Annotated in this window: 12 protein-coding genes and 1 riboswitch; of the genes, 5 read left to right on the top strand and 7 right to left on the bottom strand. The window is 69.8% G+C overall.

Annotated elements, in window-relative coordinates; genetic code table 11:
- The first annotated feature begins 279 nt into the window (after positions 1-279).
- The gene (locus tag OHA11_RS44330) at positions 280-1,575 is read left to right on the top strand and encodes an MFS transporter (RefSeq protein ID WP_266506750.1); all 1,296 of its coding nucleotides are present in this window, start codon (positions 280-282) and stop codon (positions 1,573-1,575) included.
- Positions 1,576-1,603: 28 nt separating this feature from the next.
- Here OHA11_RS44330 and OHA11_RS44325 read toward each other — a convergent pair whose 3' ends face one another.
- On the bottom strand, positions 1,604-1,828 hold the full coding sequence (locus OHA11_RS44325) for a hypothetical protein (RefSeq protein ID WP_266506748.1): 225 nt from the start codon (positions 1,826-1,828) through the stop codon (positions 1,604-1,606).
- Between the two features lie 45 nt (positions 1,829-1,873).
- A complete protein-coding gene (locus OHA11_RS44320; RefSeq protein WP_266506746.1) occupies positions 1,874-3,280 on the bottom strand; it encodes a ferredoxin reductase family protein in 1,407 nt (468 codons plus the stop codon).
- Positions 3,281-3,571: 291 nt separating this feature from the next.
- On the opposite strand from OHA11_RS44320, the gene OHA11_RS44315 reads away from it, so the two are divergent.
- Together OHA11_RS44315 and OHA11_RS44310 are read left to right on the top strand one after the other, a co-directional pair.
- The gene (locus OHA11_RS44315; protein WP_266506744.1) at positions 3,572-4,267 is read left to right on the top strand and encodes a response regulator transcription factor; all 696 of its coding nucleotides are present in this window, start codon (positions 3,572-3,574) and stop codon (positions 4,265-4,267) included.
- Positions 4,264-5,673 (top strand): HAMP domain-containing sensor histidine kinase, encoded by a 1,410-nt coding sequence (locus OHA11_RS44310; RefSeq protein WP_266506742.1) that lies wholly within the window; start codon positions 4,264-4,266, stop codon positions 5,671-5,673. Before OHA11_RS44315 ends, OHA11_RS44310 begins: the two co-directional genes overlap by 4 nt.
- Positions 5,674-6,007: 334 nt before the next feature.
- Here OHA11_RS44310 and OHA11_RS44305 read toward each other — a convergent pair whose 3' ends face one another.
- The 4 genes from OHA11_RS44305 to OHA11_RS44290 all read right to left on the bottom strand — a co-directional run bounded on the left by OHA11_RS44305 (position 6,008) and on the right by OHA11_RS44290 (position 9,521).
- Positions 6,008-6,925 (bottom strand): endo-beta-N-acetylglucosaminidase H, encoded by a 918-nt coding sequence (locus OHA11_RS44305; RefSeq protein WP_266506740.1) that lies wholly within the window; start codon positions 6,923-6,925, stop codon positions 6,008-6,010.
- A 206-nt stretch (positions 6,926-7,131) separates the two neighbouring features.
- Positions 7,132-8,310: an acyl-CoA dehydrogenase family protein gene (locus OHA11_RS44300; protein ID WP_266507866.1), complete on the bottom strand. Its 1,179-nt coding sequence runs from the start codon at positions 8,308-8,310 to the stop codon at positions 7,132-7,134.
- 186 nt (positions 8,311-8,496) lie between these two features.
- On the bottom strand, positions 8,497-9,267 hold the full coding sequence (locus OHA11_RS44295) for a CbtA family protein (protein ID WP_266506738.1): 771 nt from the start codon (positions 9,265-9,267) through the stop codon (positions 8,497-8,499).
- Between the two features lie 29 nt (positions 9,268-9,296).
- Positions 9,297-9,521, bottom strand: coding sequence for a CbtB-domain containing protein (locus OHA11_RS44290; RefSeq protein WP_266506736.1), 225 nt, complete (start codon positions 9,519-9,521; stop codon positions 9,297-9,299).
- A 61-nt stretch (positions 9,522-9,582) separates the two neighbouring features.
- Positions 9,583-9,720: riboswitch (cobalamin riboswitch) on the bottom strand.
- Positions 9,721-9,830: 110 nt separating this feature from the next.
- Here OHA11_RS44290 and OHA11_RS44285 point away from each other — a divergent pair.
- Positions 9,831-10,484 (top strand): histidine phosphatase family protein, encoded by a 654-nt coding sequence (locus tag OHA11_RS44285; protein WP_266506734.1) that lies wholly within the window; start codon positions 9,831-9,833, stop codon positions 10,482-10,484.
- Between the two features lie 360 nt (positions 10,485-10,844).
- On the top strand, positions 10,845-12,182 hold the full coding sequence (locus OHA11_RS44280) for an AbfB domain-containing protein (RefSeq protein ID WP_266507865.1): 1,338 nt from the start codon (positions 10,845-10,847) through the stop codon (positions 12,180-12,182).
- Between the two features lie 34 nt (positions 12,183-12,216).
- Here the strand turns inward: OHA11_RS44280 and OHA11_RS44275 are convergent, their stop codons facing one another.
- A complete protein-coding gene (locus OHA11_RS44275; RefSeq protein WP_266506732.1) occupies positions 12,217-14,448 on the bottom strand; it encodes a protein kinase in 2,232 nt (743 codons plus the stop codon).
- Positions 14,449-14,560: the final 112 nt, after the last annotated feature.

The following is a 14,560-nucleotide window of genomic DNA, read 5'->3' as shown; positions in this document are numbered from 1 at the left end:
CTCTGGGGCGACAACAGCCGTGCGATCCGAGGGGCCTGTGCCGACGCGATGTACGGCTTGGTCGACGAGCTCATTCCGCCTGTACGAATGCCCGTCCAAAGGCCGTCCTCACCATGCCCGCCGACAGGGCCCCATCGTGAGCCGAGGCAAGGAAGACAAGGAAGAACTGCCTCGATCCGTACGTCAATTGAGCGCGGTCGTCCCGCAGTTCCCTCCGGCATGTCGCCATGCCTCGATGAGGGCTGCGACCGCGATCCTCCACCCTGTCAGGAGACAGCAGTGACCATCGATCGAAATCTCTCCGCGGCGAACACACAGAAGCGGGTCCGCCCGATGCGGGTGGCCACAGCCAGCTTCATCGGAACCGCAATCGAGTGGTACGACTACTTCATCTACGGCATGGCCGCGGCCCTCGCGTTCGGGCCGCTGTTCTTCCCTTCCGTCTCCCCGGCCGCGGGAACGCTGGCGGCGTTCGCCACGTATTCGGTCGGATTCGCGGCCCGCCCCATCGGCGGGATCATCATGGGTCACTTCGGCGACCGGGTCGGCCGTAAGTCCATGCTGGTGATCTCCCTGCTCACCATGGGGATCGCCACCGTGGGGATCGGGCTGCTTCCGACCTACGAGACCGTCGGCGTCTGGGCGCCGGTTCTGCTGGTGACCCTGCGGTTCATCCAGGGACTCGGGGTCGGCGGAGAATGGGGCGGGGCCGTACTCATGGCCGTCGAGCATGCCCCGGACCGCAAGAAGGCGTTCTACGGAAGCTTTCCGCAGATGGGCGTGCCTGGCGGGCTCATCATCGCCAACCTGGCATTCCTGTCCCTCACGAACAGTCTCAGCAACGAGGCGTTCCTCGCCTGGGGTTGGCGTATCCCGTTCCTGGCGAGCGCCGTCATGGTCGTGGCCGGACTGGTGATTCGTCTCACCATCTCCGAAAGCCCCGAATTCCAGGCGGTGAAGAAGTCGGACTCCGAGCAACGGATGCCGCTCGTCACCGTGTTGCGAGAGAGCTGGAAGGAAGTACTCCTGTCCGCCGGGGCCTTCATCGGTATCAACGCGGTCGGCTATATCTTCATGGCCTACCTGTTGTCCTACACCACGGCCGTGCTGGGGCTGAGCAGGAATCTCATCCTCACCTTCACCCTCATCGCGTCCCTGGTGTGGCTCGCGGTCATCCCCTGGGCTTCCGCCCTCTCGGACCGGCACGGCCGACGGAAGATACTCACGGTGGGTTCCGTAGGACTCGTCGTTTCCACGATCCTGCTGTTCCCCATGATCAATACCGCCGACTCCGCCCTGATCCTGATCTCCCTCCTCATAACGGCTGTGTTCATGGGCATTGTCTACGGGCCGATAGCGGCGCTGTTCTCGGAACTCTTCAAGGCCGAAGTGCGCTACAGCGGGGCTTCGCTCGGCTACCAGCTGGGATCGATCCTGGGCGGCGGCATCGCCCCGACCGTGGCGACGGGTCTCTACACGAGCTGGGGATCGACCGTACCCATCAGCCTGTATCTCACAGGGGTGACCCTGATCAGCCTCGGCTGCGTGTGGGTGGTCACCCGCCGGACGGGCTGATGCTCCCCCATCGGATCGGCCTGGTCTCCTACTTGTTCTCGCCGGGCTTGCCGACGTGTTCGCCGTCGCCAGGCGTGTCGTCGCCGGGCTTGGCCTGGTCCTGGGCGGGGTCGGCGGGGGCGGTGGAGCCTGGTTCGGTGTGGTCGCCGTCGCCGCGGGACTTGCCGGTGGTGCCGGAGAGGTTGAGCTGGAAGGCGAGGAGAAAGGCGGCCACGGCGAGGGTGGCGGTGATCCAGATGGTGATGCGTCGCATGTGGGTCTCCTGTTGACGGGGTGGATCGGCGGGTGGCGTGCGCGGTTACCAGGCGAACTCCTCGGTGTGGACCTGGTCGCGGTGCGCGCCGGCGCCGCGTGCGGCCTTACGGACGGCGGTGATCCAGGCGGGCGGGCCGCAGACGTAGATGTCGCAGCGGGCGATGTCGGGTACGAGGTTCCTGAGGACTTGGGTGTCGTCGTCGAAGTGGGCCGGCCCCGCGGCCTGCCAGGAGGTGTCGGCGCGGCGCGGCCCCGGCAGGAAGATCAGCTCGACGCCGCGGCGGGCGGCGATCGCCCGGAGTTCGTCGGCGAAGACGGCGTGCTGGTCTTCGCCGTAGCGGTAGATGAGGGTGGTCTCGCCGGGGGCGTAGGCGGTGTCCTCGATCAGGGCGCGCATGGGGGTGATGCCGATACCGGCGGCGATCAGGAGCATGCGGGGCCGGGTGCGCCGACGGGCGGTGAGGGTTCCGTAGGGGCCCTCGATCAACGCCCTGGTGCCGGGGCGGAGTTGGGCCGCGCGGGCGCTGCCGTCACCGGCCGCCTTGATGGTGATACGCAGTCGGTCGCGGGTCGGGGCGGCGGAGAGGGTGTAGGGGTTGCCGCGGCTCCAGCCGGGGCCGTCGAGGAAGCGCCAGACGAAGAACTGGCCGGAGGCGGTCCTCATCCTGTCCAGGCGGTGGCCCGTGAGCGTGACGGACACGGTGCCGGGCGCCTCGGTGACGACGGATTCGACGCGCAGGCGGTGGTGGAAGGAGCGCCAGACGGGCAGGGCGATGCGGTAGAGGAGAGTGACGGCGAACGCAAAGCCGTACAAGCACCACCAGTAGACGCGGATCCAGGTCTCGTGGAAGTCGGCGCCGTCGACGAACGTATGGGGGAAGGTCGCGGCGATCCCCGCGTACGAGTACAGGTGCAGCAGGTGCCAGGACTCGTAGCGCAGTCGGCGGCGGGCGGCGCGGATCGAGGTGACCACCACCATGATCAGCAGGATGGTGCCGACGGTGGCGAACAGCATCCACGAGTCGGTGATGAACACCCGCACCAGCGCGTCGAGCACCGCGGCGGGTTCACGTACCGCGCGTTCGACGGCGAACAGGACGACATGGGCGATCATCAGCCAGAACGAGGCGAAGCCGATCCAGCGGTGCCGTCGGGTGAGCAGGTCGTGGCCCCAGGAGCGTTCGACCCAGGGGATCCGGGCGAGCAGAACGACCTGAAGGATCATCAGGTCGGAGGCCAGGAGACCGGTGAGCAGGCCGAGGGAGCCGATGGCCCGGTCGGTGGTGGTGAGGCTGAGGGGGCCGCCCTGGTTCATCACCCACAGGGCGAGGACCGCGACCGCGGACAGGATCGCCAGGGCGCCGAGCGGGTCGGCCAGGGTGAAGCCCCGCCTGCGGCCTCGGGCGGGCGACTCACGGTGCCCGCGGGGCAGTTCGGTGGAGAGGGTCATCAGGGATTCCTTCGGCACGGGTCACGATGCGCCGCGGTGCGCGGCGTGTGGGTTCACCCTGGTCGGGCTCTTTGTGGCAGCTCTAAGAAGCCGCCCGTCAGCTGCCCGCGCCCGAGGACTTCACGGAGCCGGGGAAGCGGCGGTGACCTGCGCCGACAACGCATCGGGCGGGAGTACCGGCTGAGGGGGCGAGCCGCGTGGTTCTTAGACTTCCTTGTCCTTTGCGGCCGATCCTTGACCTTGGACGGCCCCTGACGCATGGGGCGCCGGCGAAGGACTGAGGTTCAGCAGATGGCAGAAGCGGGCCGGACCCCTGAGGTGCTGGTCGTGGACGACGACCCGGGCGTGCGCCAGGCCCTGGATCTGGGGCTGGGGCTCGAGGGCTTCGCCCTGCGGCTCGCCGAGGACGGCGAGACGGCACTGGAGCAGGTTGCCGTGCGGCTGCCGTCGGTGATCGTGCTGGACGTGACCATGCCGGGCCTGTCCGGTGTCGACGTGGTGCGCAGGCTGCGGGCCGACGGCCGGACGCTGCCGGTGTGCATGCTCTCCGCCCGCGACGAGGTCGACGACCGGGTCGCCGGACTCGCGGCGGGCGCGGACGACTACGTCGTCAAGCCGTTCTCGATCGCCGAGCTCGCCGCCCGCCTGCACGCCATGGTCCGCCTGCACGAGTCCACCGCCGAGCGGCCCCTGGTCATAGGCGACGTGACGATCGAACCCGCCCGCCGCACCGCCTCCCGTGCCGGGCGGGATCTGAAGCTGACGGCCCGCGAGTTCGATCTGCTGCTCGCGCTCGCGCACCGGCCCGGGCAGGTCCTCTCCCGCACCCAGCTCCTTGAGCAGGTGTGGGGGTACACCTGGGACGTGGACACCAACGTGGTGGACGTCTTCATCGGCTATCTGCGCAAGAAGCTCGAAGCCGACGGCAGCCCCCGCGTCCTGCGGACGGTGCGCGGGATCGGCTTCGCCCTGCGGACCGGATCGTGAGGCTCGTACCGCGCGGTCTGCGCGCCCGGATCACCGTCTCGGTCGCGCTCCTTGTGACGGTGGTGGTCGCGCTCGCGGGACTGGCCATCGTCACCCGCATCGACCACCGCGACCGCACCGACGTCGACCGCCAGCTCACGGCCCGCGCCGAGAAGGTTCAGCAGGACGCCGACAAACTTCTGGAGGAGGGCGACCACCACAGCGGCGATGAGGGCCAGGACGACTACGGGGGCCTGCTGACCGGCAGTCAGAGTCTGGTCCGCGTCATCTCAGGCAGACAGGTGATCGCTCAGCGCGGCGAGACCCCGCGGTCTGCCCTGCCCGTGCCCGAACGGGACGGCTACGCCACCCTCCAGAGCGACGGCCAGACCTGGCGCTCCCTCACCGAGCCCCTGAACAACACCGGCGACCGGGTCGAACTGCTCCAGGACATCCACCCGATCGAACGCCGCCTCGCCGACAACATCGCCCTCGTCGCCGCGGTCACACTGCTCGCCGCCGCGGTCACCGCCATCGGTACCTGGCTCATCACCCGGCTTCTTCTCCACCCTCTGCAGCGGTTGCGCGCGGGTGCTCTGGCCATCAGTGCCGATGTCACCGGGCCCGCTCTGCCCGCTGTCGACCGGCCCCGGGAGGTCGCCGACCTCTCGCACGCCCTGAACGCCATGCTCGACCAACTGCGCACCAGCATGGAAGCCACCCGTCGCTTCACCGCGGACGCGGGACACGAACTGCGTACCCCTCTGACCACACTCGGGATGACCCTGGAGACCCTTCAGCGCAACCCGGACCTCCCCGAACCCCAGCGCACCCGGGCCCTGGAAGCCATGCGTGCCGAACACCGCCGGATCACCACTCTCCTCACCGGGCTCCAGTCCCTGGCCCGCGGCGACGCCCACGCGCTTCCCGGCCGCACTCCGGTCGACCTGACCGCGCTGCTGGCCGAGGCCGTCCAGCATGCCGCCCGACGGCACCCCACCATCACGTACCGCCTGGGACCCGCGGCCCCGGTGACGATCCAGGGTTGGCCGGCCGGGCTTCGGCTCGCCGTCGACAACCTCCTGGACAACGCCGCTCTCCACGGCCGCGCCGAGGGAAACGTCGACATCGGGCTGTCCCGCCAAGGCGCCACGCTCCGGATCGCCGTCAGCGACGACGGCCCCGGCATCGCGCCCGACCAGCGCCAGGCCATGAAGGAGCGCTTCACGCGCGGGGCACGCACCCACGCCCCTGGCTCCGGTCTCGGCCTCGCCCTGGTCGAGCAGCAGGCCCAACTCCACCACGGGACACTCCACCTCGGACAGAGCCCCAGCGGAGGACTCCAGGCGATCGTCAGCCTTCCCTCGGCGCCCGATCCCGGCCTCGACGTCGACGACTCCGGGCCGACCGGGGCTCCGGTGGGATGACCTGCGCACGGTTCCGTCGGTCGTGCGGGGTGCGGCGTGCGGGAGGGCGGGGTGCACGGGCCGCCTTGCGCGATGGCCGAGCATACGCCCGGCGGAGTCGTGATCCACGCCGAGCGGCAAGGGCGTCGCGTCGCCTACCGGGCGCGTGCCGCGGTGGTGGTCCTGCCTGTCGCCGTACTGGCCGCCGATGCCGTCGAGTTCTCCCCGGCGCTTCCCGCCGCGAAGGCGACCGCGCCTCCGACATCGTTGTCGAAAGCGCGGCCTGCCCGAGGCGCGGCCCTACGGGACGCAGCGAGCCCCGCGGGGGCACCGGACGCCGGGGAGTGTGGTCGGCCTACGGCGTGTAGCGGGCGTCACTGCCGTACAGCTCCCTGGTGAACGCGGAGACATCGGCGCTGCGATTGGCGCCGTCGAGGTTGTACGTCAGATAGACGCCGTACCCCTCACTGACCGTGCGGCGGGCGAGGTTGGCGGCCGTGCTTTGCGAGGTCCCGCCGATCTGGACGGCCGCCGGCGACAGTTTCGACTTGGGCAGTGCGATGCCGGGGACCTGCCAGGTGCCGTAGTACGGGTTCCAGGCGTAGTCGAACTTGGACGAGATGTTGACGCCGCCGTAGGACAGGCGCGACGCGGCCGGGCCGATGTTGTAGAGGCTGATGATCTTGTTCGGCATGTTGGCGCGCAGTGCCGACACCAGGTACACGAACGAGCTGGCGTTGGGCTGGCCGGTGCCGTTGTTGCCGTAGTCGGCGTACTCGTCGTCGAAGTCGATGCCGTCGAGGCCGTATTTGGCCACGGTGTCCGACAGTTGTTTCGCGAACGTCGAAGCCGCCTGTTGGGACGGGAAGTTGGCGAAGCCCGCGCCCTGGTGGTTGCCGAGCACCGAGAGGACGACCTTGATGCCCTTCTGCTGCAACGGCCGTATCTGCGTGGCGGCGTTGTCGAGGACGCGTTTCACGTTGTCGTTGAAGTACAGGGTCGCCGCCTTCGTGCCCGTGTCGTAGTTGATGTTCGCGGCGAAGATCACGGCGACGTCGAAGACGTTGGCGCCGTCGTTGGCGAGGGTGTACTTGCCGACGTTCAGCATGCTGTTGTTGTTCACCTCGACGTACGCCACCGAGGTTGGTCCCTGTTTCGCGGGAGCGGGGGCCGCTGCCGCGCCGGTCGTGGCGGTCGCGCCTAAGGCGAGGGCCGTCATGGCCGAGAGCGCGAGCGCGGCCGTCAGTATTCTGCTCCGCACCGGAGTGGACATCGTTGATCGGTCTCCCATCGCATGGAGCGGCGCCCGACCTGTTCGCGAGCGCCGAGTGAGCCCCCCGATCTTTCCGTTCCCGTGACCGAATTCCCAGAACCATGCGAGAACTCTTCAACCTCAGGTTCCGCTCCTCGCGGATCGAACGTCTGACCGGTGTCAGCCATCCCTCTTTTTCGCCAACCAAGAATCCTCGTCACACCCGGCTACCGCCGCACCCGCGGCATGCCCAGGCCGATCCACGAGATGATCTCCCGCTGGATCTCGTTGTTGCCGCCGCCGAAGGTGAAGATCACGGCCGAACGGTAGCCGCGCTCCAGTTCGCCGTGGAGCACCGCGCCCGCGGAGCCCTCCTTGAGGACACCGGGCACGGCGACGACCTCCATGAGCCAGGCGTACGCGTCCCGGCGGGCCTCGGAGCCGTACACCTTGACAGCGGAGGCGTCCTGCGGGGTGAGCGTGCCCTCCTGGACGGCGTTCACCATCTGCCAGTTGAGGAGTTTCATCGCGTCGAGCTTCGTGTGGGTCTGGGCGAGGCGGCGGCGCACCCAGGGCAGGTCGACGACGCGGCGGCCGTCGGCGAGCTTTGTCTCCATGGCCCAGCGCTGGACGTCGTGCAGGGCGCGGATGGCCATGGTGCCGTGCGCGGCGAGGGTGACCCGCTCGTGGTTGAGCTGGTTGGTGATCAGCCGCCAGCCCTTGTTCTCCTCGCCGACCCGCCGGGACACGGGGACGCGGATGTCCTCGTAATAGCTCGCGGTGGTGTCGTGCGAGGCGAGGGTGTTGATGATCGTGCAGGAGTAGCCGGGGTCGGAGGTCGGCACGAGGAGCATGGTGATGCCCTTGTGCGGCGGGGCGTCGGGGTCGGTGCGCACGGCGAGCCAGACCCAGTCGGCCGTGTCGCCGTTCGTCGTCCAGATCTTCTGGCCGTTCACGACGTACTCGTCGCCCTCCCTGACGGCCTTCGTCTTCAGGGCGGCCAGGTCCGTGCCCGCGTCGGGCTCGCTGTAGCCGATCGCGAAGTCGATCTCGCCGGAGAGGATCTTCGGCAGGAAGTACCTCTTCTGCTCGTCCGTGCCGAACTGCATGATGGTCGGCCCGACCGTGTTGAGCGCCATCAGCGGCAGCGGTACGCCGGCCTGGGCGGCCTCGTCGAAGAAGATGAACTGTTCCATCGGGGTCAGACCGCGTCCGCCGTACTCCTTCGGCCAGCCCACGCCGAGCCACCCGTCGCGGCCGAGCCGGCGGATGGTGTCGCGGTAGAAGCGCTTCTGCGCCGCCGGGGCGCCATAGCGAGCGTGCATGTCGTTTGGGACCAACTCGGCGAAGTAGGCGCGCAGTTCGGTGCGCGACCGCTGCTGCTCCGGCGTGTATTCGAGATGCACGGCGCCTCCTGGCTCCCACTGACCCACGCGTTCGGCCACCCGGACCTGACGGCGCACACCGTAGAACGTGTTCCAGAAATAGGGAATGCCGACGACGTACGCACCTGCCGCACGCACACATACGAAGGGGCCCCGGGATGGTTCTCCAGGGGCCCCTTCGCGTGCCAACGGGCAGTGCGCGACGGATCAGTGCGCGACGGGAGTTGCCCGGCTCTCGGGCGCCTTCTCCTTGTCGGCCCCGGCCGGCTCGGGAGCCAGCAGGCGCTCCGCGAGCAGCCCGAAGACCAGGCCGTACGCGGTCCACAGGGCCACCTGGATGGCCAGGGTCGCCAGCCGGTACTGCCACAGCAGGGTGGCGGGGAAGCCCTCCGGCGCCTCGTTGAAGGACGGCAGGAACGCGTACGCCAGGCCGATGACCAGGACGAAGAACGCGCCCGCCGCGAGGGTGGCGTTCCAGTTGCCCAGGCGCGGTGCGAGGCGTTGGCCGAGGATCACCGCGGCGACGGCCAGCAGCACGCTGAGCACGATCATGAGGAGGAACAGCGCGGTGCGCTGGTTGAGGGTGTCGGGGTCGCCGACGGCGGGCGGGTTCGCCGGGTACTTGAGGAACGGCACCAGGTAGACCGCGACCAGACCGGCGGCTGCCAGCAGCAGCGCGCTGGCGCGCGGCCCGAAGCGGCCGATCCTGCCGAGGGCGAAGCAGTAGGCGAGGGCGGCGATGCCGCCGAACGCGACCCCGTAGACGAGGACGCCGGTGGACAGGCCGCCGGTGGACTGCATCCCACGGGTGACGAGTTCCTCCCCGCCGTGTCCGTGGGCGTGGGCTTCCTCGAAGGCGATGGCCTCGTCCACACGCGGTTCGCCCAGGAAGTAGGCGACGACCAGGGCGAGCACACCCGCGGCGAGACCCGCGAGCATGCCGCGCACCAGGAGATTTCTGACGGTGACGGAGTTCATTGAGTTGTCCTGTCGGTTCTTTGTCGCCGTCAGTGGCAGGGGAAGCCGAGCAGGTGGCGGGCGTCGTGCACCCACTCGTGCACGCCTTCGCCGGAGACCACGGAGGTGGCGCCCTGTTCGGCGCCGACGAAGTACAGCAGCACCAGCATCAGGATGCCGAGGAAGACCGCCCAGGGGGCGATGGCGCCGATCGGCAGCTTTGCGGGTACGTCGGGGGTGGTTACGGTCGGCTGAGCGACGGCGGACTGCGCCATGGCAGGACCTCCTGGGGGAACTCGCGTCCCATCTCGGTGGTGCACAGGACGACGGCCACGGGTCTGACTTCGCTCGACCTTCACCTCCCGGGCGGGAGGCGGCTGGTGCGGGGCTTACAGTGGCGCGACCGTGCCGGATTCTCACCGGCTTCCGTCGTACCGTCGTCAATATCGACGAGAAGGTACCGCGAAGCGGAGGCGCGGCCAAGGGCGCATGGGCCCCGGAGCGCGCGCCGGTGTCCTGGTCACGCCCCCAATTCCCGGTACGGACAGGGGTGTTGAGCACGTGGGGAACGCGAGGGCGGGCCGATGACCAGCCGAGTGATGTTGATCTCACCAGCGATGAACTCGGCGTTGCGGGAGGCGCGCTTCGACGACGGATGTTCCGTCGACGCGGCCGGGCTGCGGCTCGCCGGGGCCGCCGCGGGCTCGTTGCCCACCGCCGACCGGGTTCTGGTCTCACCCACGGTTCGCTGCCGGGAGACGGCCGCGGCGCTCGGGCTCGACACCGACACCATCGCCTCCGTGGCCGCCGCCGTCATCGAGCCGGAACTGGCCGGCCTGGACGTGGGCCGCTGGCGCGGGGCGACCCTCGCCGAGGTGAGCGCCGACGAACCGGAGGCCGTGGGGCGCTGGCTGGCGGACCCGTCGTCCGCCCCGCACGGCGGCGAGTCGGTGAGCGGGTTGTGCGAGCGAGTGGCGAAGTGGCTGGAGACGGCGGCGGATCCGGCCCTCGGCTCGGGCCCAGGCTCGGCTTCGGGCTCAGCACCGGGTTCGGGAGCGGGCTCGGTGCGGATCGTCGCCGTCGTCGAGCCGGAGATCGTACGGGCCGGGGTGGTGCGGGCACTCGGGGCACCGGAATCGGCGTTCTGGCGCGTCGATGTGCCGCCGTTGACCGTGACGGAGTTCAGCGGGCGGGCCGGGCGCTGGAATGTGCGGGTCGGACGGGCGCTCGGCGAGTGAGGCCTCGGCGGACGCCCGCCTGACGGCACGGCACCACTCCGCCCGAGCCCGCATCCCCGCCTCGGCCAAGAAGGGGCTGAGTGTGTCGAAGTTATTGACGTGCTCACGGCCGCACTCTACGTTCTGACCGGTTTGCCGAACTACGTTCGATATGTCGACCCGTCAGAGCGTGTGCGCACGCCCCAACCTCAGTGAATTCGTGCGCACTTGGGACTCCGCTCGGCAGCACCAGCAGCACAGTCCGAACGAGGAGAGCCGCACATGATCACGCCAGACAACTCCCACAGACCCGTCGTCTCCCCGGACGCGACCGGCGCCGTCCACCCCTTCGCGCCGTCACGTCGAAGCCTGCTGCGGGCGATGGCCGCGCTGCCGGCCTCGGCGCTCGTCATGGGCGGTGTGCCCGGCCTGTTCGGCACGGCCTCCGCGGCCGCGCCGCCTCCCGGATCGGCCACCCGCTACACGATCGTGCCGTTCCTCAACAGCAACGACGGCACGGTGAACGTCTACCAGTCCGACGACGCGACGGACTTCCGGCTCCTCAAGGCGTCCGCGTACACACCGCCCGCGGGCCGCATCCGCGACGCCAGCGTTTTCAAGCACACCGACGGCTACTACTACATCACCTACACCACGCACACCTGGCAGGACACCAGCACCACCATCGGCTTCGCCCGCAGTTCGGACCGCAGCAACTGGACGTTCCTGTACGACTACACCGTCCCCATCGCGAACCTGTCGCGCGCCTGGGCGCCGGAGTGGTTCGTCGACAGCGACGGCAGCGTGAACGTCATCGTGTCCTGCTCGGTGACCAGCAACGAGTGGATCTTCACGCCGTATCTGCTCAAGGCCACCAACTCCGCGCTCACCGCCTGGAGTTCACCGGTGGCGCTGTCCGGCATCGGCGCCAACCACATCGACACGTTCATCGTGAAGATCGGCTCGACGTACCACGCCCTCACGAAGAACGAGACGTCGAAGTACATCGAGTACGCCACGAGCACCGCGCTCGCGGGCCCGTACACGATCAGCAGGACCGGGAACTGGGCGGGCTGGGGCGGCACGCGCGAGGGCACCGCGCTGGTGCAGCTCGACAACGGCGCGTGGCGGATCTTCTTCGACGGATACGGCGACGGCAGCTACTACTACAGCGACAGTTACGACACCTTCGTCACCTGGAGCGCACCCAGGACTCTGCCGGGCATCTCCGGTACGGCACGCCACTTCACCGTGCTCAAGGAGACGGTGTCCGGCGGCGTGACCCTGCCGACCGGAGTCACCCGCTTCTTGCGGTCCGGCAACTTCACCACCCGCTACTGGCAGGAGCAGTCCGCCCTGCTCAACCTCCCCGTGCTGACCAGTTCCAGCACGGCCGCGGAGAAGCAGGCGTCCACGTTCACCATCGTGGCGGGTCTCGCGGACGGCAACGGCTACTCGTTCCGCAACGCGGCCGGCAACTACCTGCGGCACTGGGACTTCCGGGCCCGCTTCGACGCGAACAACGGCTCGTCGACGTTCGCCAGAGACGCGACCTTCATCGCCCGTACGGGATCGGCTAGCGGTTCCGTGCGCCTGGAGTCGTACAACTACCCCGGCTACTACCTGCGCCACTACAACTACCAACTCCGCGTCGACCCGTCGGACGGCACGGACCTGTTCCGCCAGGACAGTTCGTTCGTGGCGGTGACACCCTTCTGACCTTCCGTCCAGCGACGGCTGAACCTGGTACGGGTTATCCGTTGACCGCCATCACGGTCTTGCGGCCTGCGCAGGCATACCAGCCGCGGGTGTCGGCCGTGAGGGCGGTGACGGGAGCGGGGGCTGTGCGGGTGTGTGTTTCGGTCAGGTCCCGCGCGGTCGTCCGTAGTGCCGCGCAGGCGCGGCCCGCTGCCGCGTACACCGTGGCGCCGTCCGGTGCGACGGCGGGCGGGCACTGGGCGGGGCCGGTGTCCTCGAACTGCTTTGTCCGGCCACGGGATTGGCCGGTGCGCGGATCGAGAGCGGTGAGCGTACGGCCGTCTTTCCAGTGCAGCAGCAGTCCGCCCGCGACGACGGGGACGTGGACGCCGCCGGGGCGCCGGGTCCAGCAGGCATCGAGGCCGAGCGCGGGTGTGCTCCAGTTCAGGCGTGCGTCGTCGAGGCCGAAGCCGTGCAGGGTGGAGCCGGTCAGGAGGAGGCCTGCGCTGCCGGTGCGGGCGAGAGCCGTGGCACCACGCGCGATCCCGGTTTTCAGAGTGCGGGCGGCCATCCGGTCTCCGCTGCGGGCGTCGACGATATGCAGCATGCCCTTCTCGGTGAGCAGTGCGAACCGGTCCGGCGGCAGTGCGCCCACGGCCGTCACCGTGTCGTCCTCGCCCAACTCCCGGTAGGCCCACAGCTCTTCGCCCTCCTTCGCGTCCACGCAGGTCGGATGGGCGAGCTCGTCGGTGAGCAGGAGGGCGTCGCCGACGACGGCGGGTCGGCGCCACTCGGTGAGCTGTTCGCGGCTCCACAGTTCGGTACCGGAGGTGAGCGAGACGGCGCGCAGCACGTCCGTGTCACGGATGACCATGACGGTGCCGGCGAGCGCATACCACTGCTGGGTGGACTCCGGCGCCGCCGCCCCGGGGAGGGTCTTGCCGGTGCTGATGGCCGTGGGGGTGAGGCGGATGCCGCCCGCGAGGAGCAGCCCGTCGTCGGTGACGCCCCAGTCGTCCGGGACGTCGGCAGAGGTCTCCGCCGCCCAGCGCCGACGGCCCGTCGAGGCGGTACGCAGTTGGGTCGACCCGGTACTGGTGAATGCTCGTTCGAGCCCGTGCAGGACGAGCCCGGCCGGCGTGGCGAGCAGGGCGTCCACCCGGCCGGCGCCGGCGCTCAGCCGCCAGCGGATCGCGCCGGGGGCGGCCGTTCCCCCGGTCACCTTCCAGTCGTCCGGATCGTCGTCCTGGGCGTCGGCGCCGCCGCCCCGCGCCACCGCATAGCCGAACAGGCCGACGAGGGCGGCGCTGCCGGCTGCGAGAGCGGCGCGGCGGGACAACTCGCCCCGCCGGGAGGGGGCCGGGCTCGGCAGGACGGCGGTGGGAGCCGGCATCGGCTCCGGGCCGGGGGGCGGCGTCGGCTCGGCGTCGGCCACCAGGGAACGCAGCGGTTCGTCACGCCACCAGGCCGACGGGGTGGGTGTGACAGTGCGGTGGAGTATCGCGGCGGCATCGGGGCGGTTGCCGGGGGACTTGTCGAGGCAGGCGTCGATCAGGTCCTTCAAGCCCGATTCCGCGGGTACGTCGTCGAGTTGGGGCTCCTCGTGGACGATTCGGTAGAGCAGCGCGGGCACGGAGGCCGCCCCGAACGCGTCCCGGCCCGTCGCCGCGAACGCGAGCACCGCGCCCAGCGCGAAGATGTCCGTCGCCGCGGTCACCGCCGGGCCGTCGAGAATCTGCTCCGGGGACATGTATCCGGGGGTGCCGATCATCCCGCCGGTCTCCGTCAGGGCCCGGTCGTCCTGGGCGCGGGCGATGCCGAAGTCGATGACGCGGGGGCCATCCCGGGTGAGCAGGATGTTCGACGGCTTCAGGTCACGATGGACGAGGCCGGCCGCGTGGATGTCGCGCAGCGCCTCGGCGAGGGCGGCGGCGAGGGCGCGTACGGCCGGTGCGGGCAGGGGGACGGTCGCGGCGACGGCGCGGCGCAAAGTCACTCCGGGCAGAAAGACGGTGGCCAGCCAGGGAAGCCGGGCATCGGGGTCGGCGTCCAGGACCGCGGCCGTGTAGACGCCGGTGACCTTGCGGGCTGCGGTGGCCTCGCGGCGGAACCGTTCCCTGTAGTGGGGGTCCGCGGCCAGGTGCTCGTGAATCGTCTTGATGGCGGTGAGACGACCGCCCGGAGAGCGGGCGAGGTAGACCTGGCCCATGCCTCCGGCACCGAGCCGACCGATCAGGTGGTGCCGACCCAGCTGCCTGGGGTCCTCGGGGTGAAGGGCGGTGGTCACTGGTGGACCCTTTCTGTTGCGGGCACCAGTGGGGTGCTCGTCATGCGCGGGCCTCCTGTGAGCCTTTCCTTCGCCGTCGGGGATGGTCGTCGGTGGGCGGGTACTCCTCCCG

Origin of the sequence: Streptomyces sp. NBC_00878 (genome assembly GCF_026341515.1) — a bacterium.
GTDB lineage: Bacteria > Actinomycetota > Actinomycetes > Streptomycetales > Streptomycetaceae > Streptomyces.
The sequence above is the reverse complement of the archived record's forward strand: the minus strand, read 5'-3'. Positions and strand labels throughout refer to the sequence as shown.

Excerpts from the sequence above, each read along its gene's own strand:
- OHA11_RS44325 (WP_266506748.1), bottom strand. The coding sequence starts at position 1,828 with ATGCGACGCATCACCATCTGGATCACCGCCACCCTCGCCGTGGCCGCC.
- OHA11_RS44320 (WP_266506746.1), bottom strand. The coding sequence starts at position 3,280 with ATGACCCTCTCCACCGAACTGCCCCGCGGGCACCGTGAGTCGCCCGCC.
- OHA11_RS44315 (WP_266506744.1), top strand. The coding sequence starts at position 3,572 with ATGGCAGAAGCGGGCCGGACCCCTGAGGTGCTGGTCGTGGACGACGAC.
- OHA11_RS44305 (WP_266506740.1), bottom strand. The coding sequence starts at position 6,925 with ATGTCCACTCCGGTGCGGAGCAGAATACTGACGGCCGCGCTCGCGCTC.
- OHA11_RS44295 (WP_266506738.1), bottom strand. The coding sequence starts at position 9,267 with ATGAACTCCGTCACCGTCAGAAATCTCCTGGTGCGCGGCATGCTCGCG.
- OHA11_RS44290 (WP_266506736.1), bottom strand. The coding sequence starts at position 9,521 with ATGGCGCAGTCCGCCGTCGCTCAGCCGACCGTAACCACCCCCGACGTA.
- OHA11_RS44285 (WP_266506734.1), top strand. The coding sequence starts at position 9,831 with ATGACCAGCCGAGTGATGTTGATCTCACCAGCGATGAACTCGGCGTTG.
- OHA11_RS44280 (WP_266507865.1), top strand. The coding sequence starts at position 10,845 with ATGGCCGCGCTGCCGGCCTCGGCGCTCGTCATGGGCGGTGTGCCCGGC.